The 16167-nt window shown below is 65.8% G+C and carries 10 protein-coding genes; 4 read left to right on the forward strand and 6 right to left on the reverse strand.

What is annotated here, in order from left to right; genetic code table 11:
* Nucleotides 1-7 precede the first annotated feature (7 nt).
* The 3 genes from VM621_RS03780 to VM621_RS03790 form a co-directional block, all read right to left on the reverse strand.
* On the reverse strand, nucleotides 8-1774 hold the full coding sequence (locus VM621_RS03780) for an autotransporter assembly complex family protein (RefSeq protein ID WP_325467658.1): 1767 nt from the start codon (nucleotides 1772-1774) through the stop codon (nucleotides 8-10).
* A 150-nt stretch (nucleotides 1775-1924) separates the two neighbouring features.
* On the reverse strand, nucleotides 1925-4525 hold the full coding sequence (locus tag VM621_RS03785; RefSeq protein WP_325467659.1) for a glycosyltransferase: 2601 nt from the start codon (nucleotides 4523-4525) through the stop codon (nucleotides 1925-1927).
* 162 nt (nucleotides 4526-4687) lie between these two features.
* Nucleotides 4688-5155 (reverse strand): Dps family protein, encoded by a 468-nt coding sequence (locus VM621_RS03790; protein WP_063573606.1) that lies wholly within the window; start codon nucleotides 5153-5155, stop codon nucleotides 4688-4690.
* Nucleotides 5156-5272: 117 nt separating this feature from the next.
* On the opposite strand from VM621_RS03790, the gene hrpA reads away from it, so the two are divergent.
* Together hrpA and VM621_RS03800 are read left to right on the forward strand one after the other, a co-directional pair.
* Entirely contained in the window at nucleotides 5273-9175 is a 3903-nt protein-coding gene (hrpA, locus tag VM621_RS03795; protein WP_325467660.1) for an ATP-dependent RNA helicase HrpA, read from the forward strand.
* Nucleotides 9172-11304 (forward strand): bifunctional (p)ppGpp synthetase/guanosine-3',5'-bis(diphosphate) 3'-pyrophosphohydrolase, encoded by a 2133-nt coding sequence (locus VM621_RS03800; protein ID WP_325467661.1) that lies wholly within the window; start codon nucleotides 9172-9174, stop codon nucleotides 11302-11304. The genes hrpA and VM621_RS03800 overlap by 4 nt, the downstream gene beginning before the upstream one ends.
* 109 nt (nucleotides 11305-11413) lie before the next feature.
* Here the strand turns inward: VM621_RS03800 and VM621_RS03805 are convergent, their stop codons facing one another.
* Nucleotides 11414-11992 (reverse strand): YggT family protein, encoded by a 579-nt coding sequence (locus VM621_RS03805; protein WP_325467662.1) that lies wholly within the window; start codon nucleotides 11990-11992, stop codon nucleotides 11414-11416.
* Nucleotides 11989-12813 (reverse strand): pyrroline-5-carboxylate reductase, encoded by an 825-nt coding sequence (gene proC, locus VM621_RS03810; protein WP_325467663.1) that lies wholly within the window; start codon nucleotides 12811-12813, stop codon nucleotides 11989-11991. The genes VM621_RS03805 and proC overlap by 4 nt, the downstream gene beginning before the upstream one ends.
* Nucleotides 12814-12929: 116 nt before the next feature.
* Between proC and VM621_RS03815 the strand changes: the two genes are divergently transcribed.
* Nucleotides 12930-13967: a type IV pilus twitching motility protein PilT gene (locus tag VM621_RS03815; protein ID WP_325467664.1), complete on the forward strand. Its 1038-nt coding sequence runs from the start codon at nucleotides 12930-12932 to the stop codon at nucleotides 13965-13967.
* 144 nt (nucleotides 13968-14111) lie between these two features.
* A complete protein-coding gene (locus VM621_RS03820; protein WP_325467665.1) occupies nucleotides 14112-15275 on the forward strand; it encodes a PilT/PilU family type 4a pilus ATPase in 1164 nt (387 codons plus the stop codon).
* Between the two features lie 122 nt (nucleotides 15276-15397).
* Here the strand turns inward: VM621_RS03820 and VM621_RS03825 are convergent, their stop codons facing one another.
* Nucleotides 15398-15763, reverse strand: coding sequence for a BON domain-containing protein (locus VM621_RS03825; protein WP_325467666.1), 366 nt, complete (start codon nucleotides 15761-15763; stop codon nucleotides 15398-15400).
* Between the last annotated feature and the right edge of the window lie 404 nt (nucleotides 15764-16167).

Genomic DNA, 16167 nt, shown 5'->3' on the forward strand with positions numbered 1-16167 from the left:
ATGCTCCTCACAGGTCGGGCCCGATGACGACGTGCAGGTGGATACCGTGCGACTCTTTGTTGCCCACCGGTACGGCAAGGTCGGCGCGGATCATGCCGACCGGTGACAGCCAGCGCACGCCCAGGCCGGTGCCGACGAGTGGCTTGTAGTCGGTGCCGGCAAAGGCGTTGCCCGCGTCGACGAAGGCGGCCATGCCCCAGTTGCGCGTGAAGTAGTGCTCCACCTCGGTGCTGCCCACGAGCAGATTTTCGCCGCCGATGACGCGACCGAATGAATTCTTCGGGCCGATGCTTTCGAAGTCGTAGCCGCGCACGGAACGATCGCCACCGGCGAAGAAGCGCAGCTGCGGGGGCAGGGCGCTGAAATCGTCGGTCCAGATCTTGCCCGCGGTGCCGCGGAGGATCAGGCGATTGCGTCCCCAGAAGGACTGGATCCACTTCGCATCGCCCATCACTTCCGAAAAGCGGGCATCGGAAAGCAGGTCGCCTGCCGTGCTGCGCGCGGTGAGGGTCAGCGACCAGCCGCTGCGTACGAAGGTCGGGTTGTCGCCTTTCTTCCGGCTCAGGGTGACTTCGGGATACAGCAGCGTGCTCCGGCCGTGTTCGAGGCCGAGTGCGTTGTCGCCTTCACCGCCGCGCTTGCCGACGGTGAACGTGCCGGACAGGGCATTGATGCCGATGGTGCGCGTCCAGCCGTGCCAGAGCCGTGTTTCGTTGGCGACCAGCTGCACCGTGCGCGACTTCGAGGTCACCGTGTTGGCGTCGCGATAGTTCGCGCCGAAGTTGAAGCTGCGCTGGTCGGCGCCGGGCATGGGGATCTGGTACAGCGTGGAGAGCGTCTTGAGGCGCTGCGCCATGACGATCTGGTTTTTCCACTTGTGGCCGCGATCGTTCACCCAGCGCTTTTCGATGCCGCCCTGCAGTCCGGCGCCGGTGTCGGTGCCGAAGAACGGGCCGCCGGTGTAGATGGTGCGCTTGGCCGGGGCGAGTTCCACGTCGATGTCGATCGTGCCGTCCTTCGCGCTGTCGGTATCCGGCATGACGTTGACCACCGCGAAGTAGTCGGCTCCGTTCAGCGCCTGCTGGAGATCGAGCAGCTGGTTCTGCGAGAAATAGTCGCCGCTCTTGAAGGGCACGTAGCGGTCGAGGAAGCCGTCGCGGAACTGCGAGTTTTCGAAGTGGATCTTGCCGTAGCGGTAGCGCTTGCCAGTTTCCCAGGCAAGTTGCACGGTGGCGCTGTGCTCGGCCCGGTTCACTTCCACGCGGTGGGTGACGAGCCTTGCGTCGAGGAAGCCCGATGCCGTCAGCGCGCCGCTCAAGGCGTCCCGGGCCGCATCGTACTGGCCGTCGTTGAGCGGTTTGTCCTTGAGTCCGGTCACGCCACGCATGGCACGGGCGATCGGCGGGAGCGTCGCGGGCTCCTTGTCGATGCTGAGGTTCACCGCCTTCACGGTAACCGGTGTGCCCGGCACGACGTGCAGGGTCACCTGCCAGTCGTTGCCGACCTGCTTGATGTCGCCCGTGGCTGTGGCTTCGTAGTAGCCGTAGGGCCGCAACGCGGCCTGAACCTCGTCGGGCGCCTTGTCGTAGAGGCGTCGAATCTGAGCCGCGGTCGCGTCACGCTTGGTGTACTGGCTCAGCTCGACGCCGGCGACGACGGCGTTCTTCAGGCTCTCGTCGACCCCGTCGACGGTGACGACAACGCCGGCGTGGGCGAGGGAGGGCAGGAGGAACCACGGCAGAAGCAGCAGTCCATGGCGTCTGGTTCGGCGCATGAGCATTCCGTTCCGGTCGTGATCCAACACCGTTGGGGTACGGCGGCTAGCGGGATCGCCTCCGGCGGCCCCTGACATTGAAATCTTGGCGTAACTTACCGTGCGCGGCGTGCAGGGTCGATACACAAACGTGAACGACCCCCGCCTTGTTCAGCCTGCCTCGTCACCGGCGCGATGCGCGATCCAGGCGCCGGCCAGCGCCGACACGTAGGGAATCGACTGTGCCGCGAGGATGAACATCCACAGCGTGCTCTCCACGTAGCTCGTGCCGTAGTGCATCGCCATGCCGACCACCGCGCAGAGCAGGGCGATCGCCATGAGACCTTCCTCACGCACCGGGGCAAACGCGGCAAAGCTGCTGCCGCCCATGCGGCGGCTCTTCGCGGTCACCACGAAAGCCGTCTTCTCGCGCGTCAGGCCATGCAGGATGCCTCGCGCGATCGCGTGCGAGAGGCCCATGCTGGCCACCGACGCCATGAGCGTGTCGTACCAGCTGCAGGGGACACGTGCGCGGTACAGCACGATGCCGAAGATCGCCTTGGCGAAGAAGAACCCGATCACCGGGATCAGGAACAGCTGCATGGGCAGGTTGAAATACTGCGGCGCGTAGATCATGCCGGCGGTCCACAGCAGCCCCATCATCGTGAAGACGAAGTGCAGGGCGTCGGCGAACCAGCTGAACCAGCCGGTGAGGAAGTGGAAGCGTTGCCCGGCGGAGAGCGGCCCCTTGCGGGTCATCCAGCTCCAGCGACCCTTGAGGATCTGCATGGCGCCGAAGGCCCAGCGGTAACGCTGGCTCTTGTATGCCTTGAAGTCGGCGGGGGTCAGGCCCTTGCCCATCAGCTCGTCCACGTAGACCAGCTCGTAGCCCGCATGCATCAGGCGCAGGCCGAGCTCGGCGTCTTCGCAGATCGTCCATTCGGACCAGCCACCGGTGCCCTCGAGGGCGGAGCGGCGGACCATGGTCATGGTGCCGTGCTGGATGATCGCGTTGCGCTCGTTGCGATGGTGCATGCCGATGCGGAAGAAGCCGTCGTATTCCCATGCGGTCATGCGGCGGAAACGGTTGTTCTCGAAATCGCGATGGGCCTGCGGGCACTGCACCACGGCCACTTTGGAGTCGTGGAAGTAGCCGGTGAGCGCGGCCAGCCAGTCCTCGCGAACCTCGTAATCGGCGTCGATCACGGCAACCACGTCAGCGCGCTCGTCCGTGGCGGTCAGGCCGAAGTTCAGCGCGCCCGCCTTGTAGCCGGGCCAGGGCTCCAGATGGAAGAAGCGGAACTTGGGGCCGAGTTTTTCGCAGTAGGCCTTCACCGGCTCCCACACCGCGGGATCCTTGGTGTTGTTGTCCAGCACCAGCACTTCGAAGTTTTCGTAGTTCAGCGCGGCCAGCGAATCCAGCGTGATCTGGACCATCTCCGGTGGCTCGTTATGGCAGGCCAGGTGAATGGAGACGAAGGGCTGTTTCTCGACCGGATCGTACGGAAGCATGCCGGCATGGCGCATCCAGTTGCGGCGCCAGAGCACCTCGGTGAACTCGAAGCCATTGATCAGCAGGATCGCCAGGATCGCGATCTGCGCCGGGAACAACAGGATCAGCATGGCCCAGTCGAACGGGCTCAGGTAGAAATTGAAGGGCAGGGTGGCCGACCAGACGATCAGGCCGCAGGCCAACTGGAGCAAGGCCATGAAGAACAGGCGGCCCATCAGCTTGAATCGGCGGAAGCGGCTACCGAACCAGACCATCGGGAAGAACGCCAGCACCGAGGCGGCGAACGCCTTCCACGGCCAGCTGGTGTCTTCGGTGACCGGGCCCTTGAACGGGAATTTCAGCTGGCGGTCGGCATTGAACATGCCCCAGTACGCGCCGGTGCGGCCTTCGCCCAGGTTTTCCTTCCACGGCTGGTCGATGGCTTCGAGGACGTAGTAGTCATCGATGCCCGCATGCTTGGCTGTGTTGAAGAAATCGCGCAGGAAGATCGCTTCGTTGGAAACGGTCGGATAGGCGTACTCGTGGCGGTCGCCGTTGGAAGGCCAGCCGATCTCGCCGATGGTGATGTGCTTGCCTGGGAACCGCTGCTGCAACGCCTTGAAGCTGGCGATCGAATCGGTCACGCCATCCTTGCGATCGATGCCGTTCCAGTACGGGAACAGATGGACGGTGATGAAGTCGACGTGGTCGGCCAGTTCCGGATTTTGGATCCAGATGTGGAACGGCTCGGCCATGGAGACCGGCTGGTGCACGGCGGCACGCACGCGGTCGAGGTAGGCCATCATCTGTTCGGGCTTGAGATCGCCGCGGTAGAGGACCTCGTTGCCGACGATGACGCGCGAGATGGTTTTCGGGAAACGGTGGGCCTGGGCGATCAGCGCATCGATCTCGCGCTCGTTGTTTTCCAGCCGGGTGTCGATGTTGGCGCCGGCCATGACGTCCAGGCCTTCCTTGTCGGCCAGGCGGATCGTCTGCGGGTTCTCCAGCATCGAATACGTGCGGATGCGCGGCGAATAGCGGTGGACCAGCCGGAGGTCGCCAGTGATTTCCGGATCGGAGGAGAAATCGCCCCGCATCGGATTCTGGTAACGCTGGTAGGCCGTGAAGGCGAAACCGGAGATGGGTCCATTCCAGTCGTCCGGGCCACGCGGGATGTTGCCCAGGAACCACAGGCCCACGTTGAGGCCCGCGACTAGGACCGCCAGCAGCAGCGCGGTAAGGATCGGATGGCTTCGTTCGGTCGTGGTAACAGCGCTCAAAAACAATCCCCGGACCGGTCGGCCCCCAAGTGGCATCAAGTGAGGTAACCGGGGGAGCTTAACGAACGTGGGGGGCTGGCTCAACGCATGGCGGCACGGCCGGTCAGGGGGAACTCAGCGTGGGGCGCGCTCGCGGCGCGCCCCACCTGCCACCGTGACCGCTTATTTCAGCAGGGAGCGGAGCATCCAGGCGGTCTTCTCGTGGTCCTTGAGGCGACCGGTGACCATGTCGGCGGTGCCTTCGTCACCTGCGGCCTCGGCGCCCTTGATGGTGTCGCGGGCCGTCGCGGCGGCGATCTCGTGGCCTTCGACCAGCTGGGCCACCATGTCTTTCCACTCCGGCACGCCGGCTTCTTCCTTGATCGAGGTGAGCTTGCCGAACTGGCTGTAGGAGCCCGGGGCGAACACGTCGAGGATGCGGATGCGCTCGGCCACTTCGTCGGCGGCCAGCCAGAGGGCGTTGTACTGCACCTCGAACATGGCGTGGAGGCTGTTGAACTGCGGGCCCGTCACGTTCCAATGGAAATTGTGCGTCTTCAGGTACAGCGAATAGGTGTCCGCGAGGAGCTTGGACAGATGCTTCGCGACCGCTTCGCGGTCTTTCTTGGCGATACCGATATCGATGGCCATGTAGCGACTCTCCTTGGTTTTTTCTTTCTTGGAGCAAAATCTTAACGAGCGGAACCGTCGACGTGAAATGAAACGTTCCGATGCCGTCGATAGACGCACGCTATTATTGGCGTTCCCATGAGTACCCCCACAAGCCCCGCAAGACACCCCGCCCCGGATCCGCGCCTGCGCGAGCTTCGCGACGCCCTGGGCCAGGTCACCAGTCGCGACTACGGCCGCCTGTCCGGCCGCTGGCGCGCGCTCTCGCGCAAGCCGGAGGCCGCGAAGATCGATTCGCTCGCCAGGGACATCGCCGTCTCGGTGGCGCGGCGGGCCGCGCGTGCCGCCTCGAAGCCGCCGATCACCGTCGATGCCTCGCTGCCGATCGCCGCGCGGGCGGAGGACATCATCAAGCTGATTCGCGAGAACCAGGTGGTGGTGCTGGCGGGTGAAACGGGTTCGGGCAAGACCACCCAGCTGCCGAAGCTGTGCCTGGCGGCCGGCCGCGGCGAAGCGGGCCTGATCGGCTGCACCCAGCCGCGACGTCTGGCCGCACGCTCGGTGGCGACCCGCGTGGCCGAAGAACTCGGCACGCCGCTGGGCGACAAGGTCGGCTTCCAGGTCCGCTTCACCGAGAAGGTCTCGGACCAGGCCCTGGTCAAGTTCATGACCGACGGCATCCTGCTGGCTGAAACCCAGTCGGATCCCTGGTTGTCCGCCTACGACACGATCATCATCGACGAGGCGCACGAGCGCAGCCTGAACATCGATTTCCTGCTCGGTTACCTGAAACGGCTGGCCCAGCGCCGGCCCGAGCTCAAGATCATCGTCACCTCGGCGACGATCGACACCGACCGCTTTGCCGCGCATTTCGGCGACGCGCCCGTGGTCGAAGTGGAAGGCCGGACCTTTCCGGTCGATGTTCGTTACCGTCCGCCGGGCGAGCGCGGTGAGGGCAATGTCGCGCAGATGATCGCCGACGCCATGGACGAGATCACGCGGGAGGACCCTCGCGGGGACGTGCTCGTCTTCCTTCCCGGCGAGCGCGAGATCCGCGACACCCACCTTCTCCTTTCGCGCAAGCAATACCGCGAAACCGAGGTGCTGGCGCTCTATGCCCGGCTTTCGGCCGCCGAGCAGGATCGTGTCTTCAAGCCGGGTACGAAGCGCCGGATCGTGTTGGCGACCAACGTGGCCGAGACCTCGCTCACGGTGCCGCGCATCCGCTACGTGATCGATCCCGGTACGGCGCGCGTCAAACGCTACAGCCAGCGCAGCCAGCTGGAACGCCTGCACATCGAACCGATATCGCAGGCCGCGGCGAACCAGCGCAAGGGCCGCTGCGGTCGCGTGGGTCCCGGCATCTGCTACCGGCTGTATGACGAAGCGGATTTCAACCTGCGCCCGGCCTTCACCGATCCCGAGCTGCTGCGGTCCTCGCTGGCCAACGTCATCCTGCGCATGCTTGCGCTGGACCTGGGCGACGTCGAAGACTTCCCGTTCCTCGAGGCCCCCGATCCGCGCGTCGTGGCGGACGGCTATCGGCGCCTTGCCGAAATCGGCGCGATCGACGAGGCCCAGCGCCTGACCGGCATCGGTCGTACGGTCGCCCGTTTGCCCATCGACGTCCAGCTGGCACGTATGCTCGTCGAAGCGCGCCGCCTTGGCAGCCTCCCCGAGCTGATGACCATCGTGGCTTTCCTGAGCATCCAGGATCCTCGCGAGCGTCCTCCCGAAGCCCGCGGCCAGGCGGACGCGGCGCACGCCCAGTTCGCCGATCCGAAATCGGATTTCATCGGCGTGCTGAATCTCTGGCGTGCCCATGGCGAGGCGGCCGAAGAACTCACCTCGTCGAAGCTGCGCGACTGGTGTTCGCGGCACTTCCTGAGCTTCATGCGCATGCGCGAATGGCGCGAGTTGCATCGGCAGCTCGTGCTGGTCACACGCGATCTGGATTGGTCGAGCAAGGTTCCCGCCGCCGCTGGCGCCCTCGCTGGCGACGCGCTTTTCGAAGCGGTCCACCGCAGCTTGCTCGCCGGCCTGCCCACCCAGGTGGGTCACAAGGACGAGAAGGGCATCTTTCGCGGCACGCGCGAGCGTCGTTTCCAGGTCTTCCCCGGATCGGCCCTGGCGAAAGCACCGCCGGCCTGGATATTCGCCGGGCAGATCATCGATATCGGCGGGCGCGTGTGGGCCATGATGTGCGCCCGGGTCGACCCCGCATGGATCGAGTCGCAGGCCAGCCATCTGGTTCGCGCCACGGCGCGTGACGCGCACTGGTCGCGCAAACGCGGCACCGTGATCGCCTACGAGCAGGTCACCCTGTTCGGCCTGGTGCTGGTCGAACGGCGTCCGGTCACCTTTCACAAGCAGGACCCACGACTGGCCCACGAGATCTTCGTGCGCGAAGCCTTGGTTCGTGCGGATATCGACAGCCGCGCCGATTTCGTCCGGGCCAACGCGCGCGTGCTCGAGCAGGCGCACGATATCGAGGCCAAGCAGCGCCGCGCGGGCCTGCTGCGTTCGGACGAGGCGTTGTCCGCCTTCTTCGACGGCAAGCTGCCCGAGGATATCGCCGATGTGCGCGGCCTGGACGCGTGGTATCGCAAGGCGGCACCGGCTGAGCAGGCCGCCTTGCGCTGGACGCTCACCGATGTGATGGACAGCGGCACCGGCCTCGATCCCAAGGCGTTCCCTGCGGCGCTGGACATCGACCAGCACCGTTATCGACTGGAGTATCGCTTCGTACCCGGCGACCCGGCCGACGGCGTCACCATCCAGGTGCCGCTCGCCTTCCTCAACGCGCTGCCCATCGCACGCGGGGAATGGCTGGTCGGCGGCCTGATCGTCGACAAGGTTGCCGAGCTGATTCGTGCGCTGCCCAAGGCGCTGCGCCGCAACTTCGTGCCGGCGCCGGATTTTGCGCGCGCCTTTGCCGAAGCCGAGGCGCCGCGCGACGAATCGTTGGCCAAGGCGCTGGCCCGCTTCCTCAAGCGGGCGACCGGGGTCGACGTCGACCCCGCCGCGTTCGCCGGCGCCGAGCTGCCGCCGCACCTGCTCATGCGCTATCGCATTCACGACGAGAACGGCCGCACGCTGGCGGAAGGCCGCGATCTGGCCGAGATTCGCGGGCGCTGGGAGGGCAAGGCGCGTGAGGCGTTCTCGCGCAAGACGGACGTCGAACTCACGCGCGAGGACATCGTCGCCTGGGATTTCGAGTCCATCCCGAAGGAGGTCCGTTCCGAAGGTGGGCTGACGGCGTATCCCGCGCTGGTCGACCTGGGCGAGGCAGTGGCCCTGCGTGTCTTCGAGCGCGCCGATGAAGCCGCCGAAGCCCATGTGGGCGGTGTCGAACGCTTGCTGCGCCAGGCACTGGCGCCGGAGTTCAAGCGCGCGCGGCGTCAGTTGCCGATCGCCAACCCGCTGTCGCTCAAATACGCGCCGATGGGCAGTGTCGAGGGTCTGCGCGAGGATCTCGTCGAAGGCGGTTTCAGCGATCTGATCGCCGAGCGCCGCCTCGACGCCCGCACCCAGGGTGAGTTCGAGGTCTTGCAGGTGCAGCTCGGCCGCGAGCTGTTCGCCGCCGCCATGGCCCGGCAGAAGCTGGCCGAGCCGATCATCGAGGCCCAGGCGGAACTGCGCCCGTGGATGGACCCGCCCCTGATGGGCTTCGCCAAGGCCAGCTACGACGACCTGCGCGAGCAGCTTGCCGCCTTGCTGCAGCCCGGTTTCCTGCGCGAACTGCCGACCTCGCGACTGGCCCATCTGCCGCGCTACCTGAAGGCCATGCGCCTGCGCGCCGAACGCCTGCGGCAGGACCCCGCACGCGACCAGTCGCGTATGCTGCAGGTGCTGCCTTACTGGCGCGCATTGCTCAATGCGGGGGGTACCGCCCTGGATGCGGTGGTCTGGAGCGAACTGCGCTGGTTGCTCGAGGAATGGCGCGTGTCGCTGTTCGCGCAGGAGCTGAAGACCGCCGAGCCGGTGTCGGCCAAACGTCTTGCGCGCGCGTTGGAAGAAGCCCAGGCAGCGCAACGATGACTACGCGGAAGGACGACGCCACGATGAGCGAGCAACGCGCCCCCGACGTCAGGGCCCCTGCCATGCCGTTGACCGACCGTGCGCGAGAGGCCTGTGCGCCGTTACCCGTCGCGGCCCGCGCGGAAGCCGAAACCGTCATCGAGTTGTTGCGCCTGCTCGGTTGCGACGACGAAACCTGCGCGTCGGCGTTGTGGTTCTCGCTGATCAACGGCCTGCCCGGAGCCGCCGACGAAGCGGCAAAAACCTGGAAACCTTCGCTGCGGCGACTCATCGAAGGCCAGGGCGAGGCCGAGAAGGTCTGGGCCCTGCATGCGCAGCGTGGTCCGGTCGGTGGTGCCGAAGGCTTGCGTCGGCTGCTGTTGGCGATCATTCGCGACCTCCGCGTGGTCTTCGTGCTGCTCGCCCGCCAGCTCGCCGCCATGCGCACGGCCATGGCCCTGCCGGACCATGAACGCCGCGAACTGGCCCAGCTGACCTCGGACATCCACGCACCGTTGGCCAACCGGCTCGGTATCTGGCAGTTGAAATGGGAGCTGGAAGACCTCGCCTTCCGCTACCTCGAACCCGACACGTACCGGCGCATCGCACGGCTGCTGGACGAGCGCCGTGCGGATCGCGAAAGCTTCATCGCGTCGAGCCTGGCCACGCTGCGTAGCACCCTGGAGGGCGCAGGCGTGCAGGCGGAACTCGCCGGCCGGCCGAAACACATCTTCTCCATCTGGAAGAAGATGAAGAAGAAGGGGCTGGAGTTCTCCGACCTCTACGACATCCGCGCCGTGCGTATCCTCGTCGACACTGTGGCCGATTGCTACGCCGCGCTCGGTCTGGTCCACAGCCTGTGGCCGCACCTCCCCGGCGAGTTCGACGACTATGTCGCGCGACCCAAGGGGAATGGCTACCGCTCGTTGCACACCGCGGTCATGGGGCCGGCGGGCAAGACGCTCGAGGTGCAGATCCGCACGCACGAGATGCATCGGGCCAACGAACTCGGTGTGGCCGCACACTGGCGTTACAAGGAAGGTGGTGGGGCCGACGCCGAGTTCGAAGCGAAAATCGCCTGGATGCGCAAGCTGCTCGAGCCGCGCGGCGAGGACGAAGCCGAGCTCGTGGCGGGCTTCGAAACCGAGTTGATGGAAGACCGCGTGTATGTGCTCTCGCCCAAGGGCGAGGTGATCGACATGCCGCGTGGTGCCACCGTGCTCGACTTCGCGTACCACATCCATACCGAGGTCGGGCATCGCTGCCGTGGCGCCAAGGTCAACGGACGCATCGTGCCGCTGACCACGCAGCCGCGTAGCGGCGACAGCATCGAGATCCTCACCACCAAGACCTCCGAGCCGAGCCGCGACTGGCTCTCGTCACACCACGGTTATCTCAATACCTCGCGTGCGAAAGAGAAGGTGAGGGCGTGGTTCCGACGTACCGCGCACGACGCCAACATCGTCGCCGGCAGGACGGCGTTGGAAAAAGAGCTGCGCAAGCTGGCGCTCGACGATGTCGACCTGGCCAAGCTGGCCACGCATTTCCGTCTCAAGGGTGTCGAGGAGCTCTTCGTCACCATCGCGCTTGGCGAAGTCACGCTGGGGCAGATCGCCCGCTCGCTGCAGGAGCCGGTGGAGCAGGGGATCACCCAGTCGGGCAATCCCGTGGCCTCGCGTGCGGCACAACACGATCGCGGCGCGCTTTCCATCGAAGGCGTAGGCAACCTGCTGACGACGCTGGCGCGCTGCTGCCAGCCGCTGCCCGGCGACCCGGTACGCGGCTTCATCACCCGCGGGCGCGGTGTGTCGGTCCATCGGGCCGACTGCGCCAGCCTGTCGCGTCTTGCCCGGAAGAATCCGGAGCGGGTGATCGACGTGAGCTGGGGCAGGGTGGAAGTGCAGAACTACGAGATCGACATCGAGCTGCGTGGCTACGACCGCAAGGGCCTGCAGAAGGATGTGGCGACCACGATCAGCAACACCGGGCCGCACATCGTCGCTTCCTCGAGCCGCGTGCACGTGCAGACAGGCGAGGTCGAAATGCGCTTCACGCTGCGCGTGAAGGACTATGAGCAGCTGTCGATGTTGCTGGGACGGTTGGGGGCGCTGCCGAATGTGACCGACGCCCGCCGCCTCGGCGGCCGATAAGGATCCGCTCAAGGAGCCGCTTTCTGTGGCGGCCGCTTCAGCGGCGATGGGGTGCTCGCCCAAGCCCGGCCCGCTGCCGCGGGATCGCCGCTGAAGCGGCTCCCACACGTCAGAACCCACCCATCATCATCGCCACACCCCAATCCTTGATCGGCGCTGCGATCAGCATGCGCCCAAGGATCAGGCCGAGGATCACCACGGTCGGCGAGAAATCCAGTCCGCCCAGGGTCATGCGTCCACGCAGCGGTCGCACCAGCGGCTCGGCCAGACTGGTGACCAGGCGCGCCACCGGGTGGTAGCGGTCCGTCGAGAGCATGCTCAGCAGGGACCAGACGAAGACCAGGACGACCCAGGTGAGCAGGAAGAAGTCGAGCGTCTCGCCGAGGCCGACCACGACCAGGCCGACCACGTTCGGCATGATGCCGGCCATGGCAACGATGAGCAGCCACTTCACGCACTCGAGCAGGAACACCGCCAGTAGCGCGCCCGTGTTAACCCGGCGAACGCTGGGCAGGACCTTGCGCACGGGGCGCAGCACCGGATTGGTGAAACGGTAGAGGAACTGGCAAATCGGGTTGTTGAAGTCCGCGCGGAACGCCTCGGCGAGCAGGCGCAGGACGAAGAGGGTGACGAGGGCCCCGAAAATGAAATCCAGGATCAGGGAGCCCGCGTTGGTCAGGTAGTTCACGTGTTCGATTCCATGTCTTCGGAAAGTTCAAAGCCGCGGCGGCGTGCCGCGTCGACGGCCCGGGCCACGATGGCAGGGAAGCCGTCGGCGCGGAAGCTGTCCAGCGCCGCCTGGGTGGTGCCGTTGGGCGAGGTGACGCGCTGGCGCAGCGTAGCCGCGCTCTCGCCGCTCTCGATCAGCATGCGGCCGGCGCCAAGCGCTGTCTGCGCGGCGAGGGCGCGGGCCGTCTCGCGGGAGAGCCCCTGAGAAAATGCCGCGTTTTCGAGCGCCTCGACTAGCAGGAAGAAATACGCCGGGCCACTGCCGGAAAGGGCGGTGACGGTGTCGAGCTGGTCTTCCTCGGGCACCCAGACGGTCAGTCCGGCGGCGTCGAGGACGTGCTGGGCCTCGGCGCGCTGGGGGGCACTGACCCGGCCGTTGGCGAACAGGGCAGTAGCCCCGGCGCCGATCATGGCTGGGGTATTCGGCATGCACCGGACCACGGGCAGGGCGCCGTCCAGCCAGCGCTCGATCTGGGCGATACGGATGCCCGCCGCGATCGAGATGATCACCGGGCGGTACTTCTGCACCACCGGCCGCAGGGCCCGGCATACATCGGCCATCATCTGCGGTTTGACCGCCAGGACAAGGATCGAGGCGCCTTCGGCGGCATCGAGGTTGTCGGTGTAGGTCGCCACACCGTACTCGCGGGAGAGCTCCTGCAGGGCCTCGGCGCGAGGTTCGGCCACGGCGATGCCGCCCGGCTGGGCGCCGTGGCGGATCATGCCGGCGATCAGCGCCGTGGCCATGTTGCCGCCGCCGATGAAGGCGATCCGATTCATGGGGGTGTCCGCTCCGTTCGCGACGTCTTTCACAGTCGTCGAAGCATATATGGTGCCGCGCCTTGCCGCCGACCCCCGGGCGTGTTTACCTATGCCGACAAAGATAGGGGACCCCAATGGATATCGCCGAACTCCTTGCCTTCTCCGTGAAGAACAAGGCCTCCGACCTGCACCTCTCCGCGGGCCTCCCGCCGATGATCCGCGTCGACGGCGACGTGCGCCGGATCAACATCCCCGCCCTGGAGCACAAACAGGTTCATTCGCTGATTTACGACATCATGTCGGACAAGCAGCGGCGCGACTTCGAAGAGTTCCTCGAGACCGACTTCTCCTTCGAGATCCCGGGCCTGGCCCGCTTCCGTGTCAACGCCTTCAACCATAACCGTGGCGCCGGCGGCGTGTTTCGTACCATTCCGTCCGAAGTGCTCACCCTGGAAGACCTCGGCGCGCCGAAGATCTTCCGTGAGCTGATCGAGCAGCCACAGGGGCTGATCCTGGTCACCGGCCCGACCGGTTCGGGCAAGTCGACCACCCTGGCGGCCATGGTCGACCACATCAACAAGAACGAATACGGCCATCTCCTCACCGTCGAGGACCCGATCGAGTTCGTCCACACCTCGCAGAAGTGCCTGGTCAACCAGCGCGAAGTCCACCGCGATACCCACGGCTTCAACGAAGCCCTGCGTTCCGCCCTGCGCGAAGATCCGGACTACATCCTGGTCGGCGAGCTCCGCGACCTGGAAACCATCCGCCTGGCACTGACCGCGGCGGAAACCGGCCATCTGGTCTTCGGCACGCTGCATACGTCTTCGGCGGCGAAGACCATCGATCGCATCATCGACGTGTTCCCCGCCGGCGAAAAGCCGATGGTTCGCTCGATGCTTTCCGAGTCGCTTCGCGCGGTCATCTCGCAATCGCTGCTGAAGAAGGTCGGTGGCGGCCGCATCGCGGCCCACGAGATCATGACCGGCATTCCCGCGATCCGTAACCTGATTCGCGAGGACAAGGTCGCGCAGATGTATTCGGCGATCCAGACCGGCCAGCAATACGGCATGCAGACGCTCGACCAGAACCTGCTGGATCTGGTCAAACGCGGCCTGATCACGCGTCAGGAAGGGCTGATGTACGCCAAGAACAAGGAAAGCTTCCGCTAGGCCCGCCCAGCAGGCCGTTCCTGCCATCCGGCGGGACGGCCGCAGACGGCCACAGACCGTGAAGGCGGTCGCTGCAGGGCTCTTCCCCGCGGTATATGATCGCCCCAGGGGCGCCGGCCCGGTCCGGCCATGGGGACACACGCGATGAGCGACTTCGATTTCACCTCCTTCCTGAAGCTGATGGTGCATAAGCAGGCCTCCGACCTGTTCATCACCGCCGGCGTCGCGCCGTCCATGAAAGTGCAGGGGCGCATCGTTCCGATCACGCAGAGCCCGTTGTCGGCGCAGCAATCGCGCGACATGGTGCTGAACGTGATGACTCCCGCTCAGCGCGAGGAGTTCGAGAAGACCCACGAGTGCCAGTTCGCCATCAGCGCCTCGGGCGTCGGCCGCTTCCGCGTATCGTGCTTCTACCAGCGCAACTGCGTCGGCATGGTATTGCGCCGGATCGAGTCGAAGATTCCGACGCCGGAAGAACTCAACCTGCCGCCGGTGATCAAGCAGCTGGCGATGACCAAGCGCGGCATCATCATCTTCGTCGGCGGTACCGGTACGGGTAAGTCCACCTCGCTGGCCTCGATGATCGGTTACCGCAACCAGAATTCCACGGGTCACATCATCACGATCGAGGACCCGATCGAATACGTGCACAAGCACGAAGGCTGCATCGTCACCCAGCGCGAACTCGGCATCGACACCGACAGCTGGGAAAACGCGCTGAAGAACACCCTGCGCCAGGCGCCGGACGTCATCATGATCGGCGAAGTGCGTACGCGCGAGACGATGGAGCACGCGATCAATTTCTCGGAAACCGGCCACCTGTGCCTGTGCACGCTGCATGCGAACAACGCCAACCAGGCACTGGACCGCATCCTGCACTTCTTCCCCGAAGATCGCCGCAGCGCGCTGTTCATGGATCTTTCGCTCAACCTCAAGGGCATCGTGGCCCAGCAGCTGATTCCCACGCCGGACGGCAAAGCCCGTCGCGTCGCCGTGGAAGTGCTCCTGGGCACGCCGCTGGCCCAGGATTACATCCGCCAGGGCGAGGTACACAAGCTGAAGGAGCTGATGCGCGATTCCAACCAGTTGGGCATGCGCACCTTCGACCAGAGCCTCGTGGAACTGTTCCACGCCGGCGAGATCTCCTACGAGGACGCCTTGCGTCACGCGGACAGCTCCAACGAAGTGCGCCTGCGCATCAAGCTGGCGCAGGGCGGCGATGCGCATACGCTCTCCCAGGGGCTGGAAGGCGTCGAGATCGACCAGGTCAGCGACAAGCAGACGTTCGGCGGCATGCTTTCCCGCTGATTCGCGAGCGCCTCGGAGGGTGGCAGACACGTCCTCCCTCCGAGGCGCCTGGCTTGCCGGCGCCGACAACGAAGAGAGGGCGCCTCGCGGCGCCCTCTCTTCGTTACTGCGGGACGTTGCTGTTACTTGGCAGCGGCAGACACCGTCAGGCCGCTCGCGTCGACGCTCTTGACGCCCTTGACGGCCTTGGCGATCTTCTCGGCGCTGGTCTTTTCCTTCGCCGTGGCGACCGTACCGGTCAGGGCGACGACGCCTTCGGTCGTGGTGACCGAGATGTCGCTACCCTTGACGGCCTTCTTGGTGGCGAATTCCGACTTCACCTTGGTGGTGATCCAGGCATCGTCGGTCTTGCCGGCGACGGTCTGGTTGTCGGCCTTGGCGGCGGCCGGGGTGGAGTCCTGAGCATTCACCTGGGCGAACGGGACCGTACCGAGACCGGCGACGAGGGCAGCAGCGAACAGGGCCTTGCGGAGGTTGGCATGGTTCATGGTGAGCTCCTTTTTACGAATCTGTGATGGGACTGGGGAACGGCGCCACGGGCTGTGGCTGCCTGTCCGGGACCTATGGAAACAGCGCATCCGTGAACGATTCGTGCCCGTAAAACTGCTCCGTTCAGGTTCGGCGGGTGGCCCATGCGGCTGCCGCTTCGCGCTGGCTCGGGAGGGAGGGGCTGGCTCGCCTTTGGCCTCGCATTGTGTCGCTCGCGTTGCGTCGCAAGAGCCGGCGGGTGCCACCCTCGGGGCCCCGTCTGCGGCGACCCGCGTCGGAAGGGCCGCGTGCCGCGGCCGTGTACTTATTGCCCTGCGGGCCGGGTCGGGCTCCGACTGGGGGTTTTCGACGCGACTCCTGTCGCGCGAAAACGGCCGGCCATCCCTGGCCGGCCCCCTGCGGG

Source organism: Luteibacter sp., assembly GCF_035539195.1.
Classification (GTDB): Bacteria; Pseudomonadota; Gammaproteobacteria; order Xanthomonadales; family Rhodanobacteraceae; genus Luteibacter.

Bases quoted from the DNA above. Each gene is read 5' to 3' on its own strand.
- VM621_RS03780 (WP_325467658.1), bottom strand. From the start codon at position 1,774: ATGCGCCGAACCAGACGCCATGGACTGCTGCTTCTGCCGTGGTTCCTC.
- VM621_RS03790 (WP_063573606.1), bottom strand. From the start codon at position 5,155: ATGGCCATCGATATCGGTATCGCCAAGAAAGACCGCGAAGCGGTCGCG.
- hrpA (WP_325467660.1), top strand. From the start codon at position 5,273: ATGAGTACCCCCACAAGCCCCGCAAGACACCCCGCCCCGGATCCGCGC.
- VM621_RS03800 (WP_325467661.1), top strand. From the start codon at position 9,172: ATGACTACGCGGAAGGACGACGCCACGATGAGCGAGCAACGCGCCCCC.
- proC (WP_325467663.1), bottom strand. From the start codon at position 12,813: ATGAATCGGATCGCCTTCATCGGCGGCGGCAACATGGCCACGGCGCTG.
- VM621_RS03815 (WP_325467664.1), top strand. From the start codon at position 12,930: ATGGATATCGCCGAACTCCTTGCCTTCTCCGTGAAGAACAAGGCCTCC.
- VM621_RS03820 (WP_325467665.1), top strand. From the start codon at position 14,112: ATGAGCGACTTCGATTTCACCTCCTTCCTGAAGCTGATGGTGCATAAG.
- VM621_RS03825 (WP_325467666.1), bottom strand. From the start codon at position 15,763: ATGAACCATGCCAACCTCCGCAAGGCCCTGTTCGCTGCTGCCCTCGTC.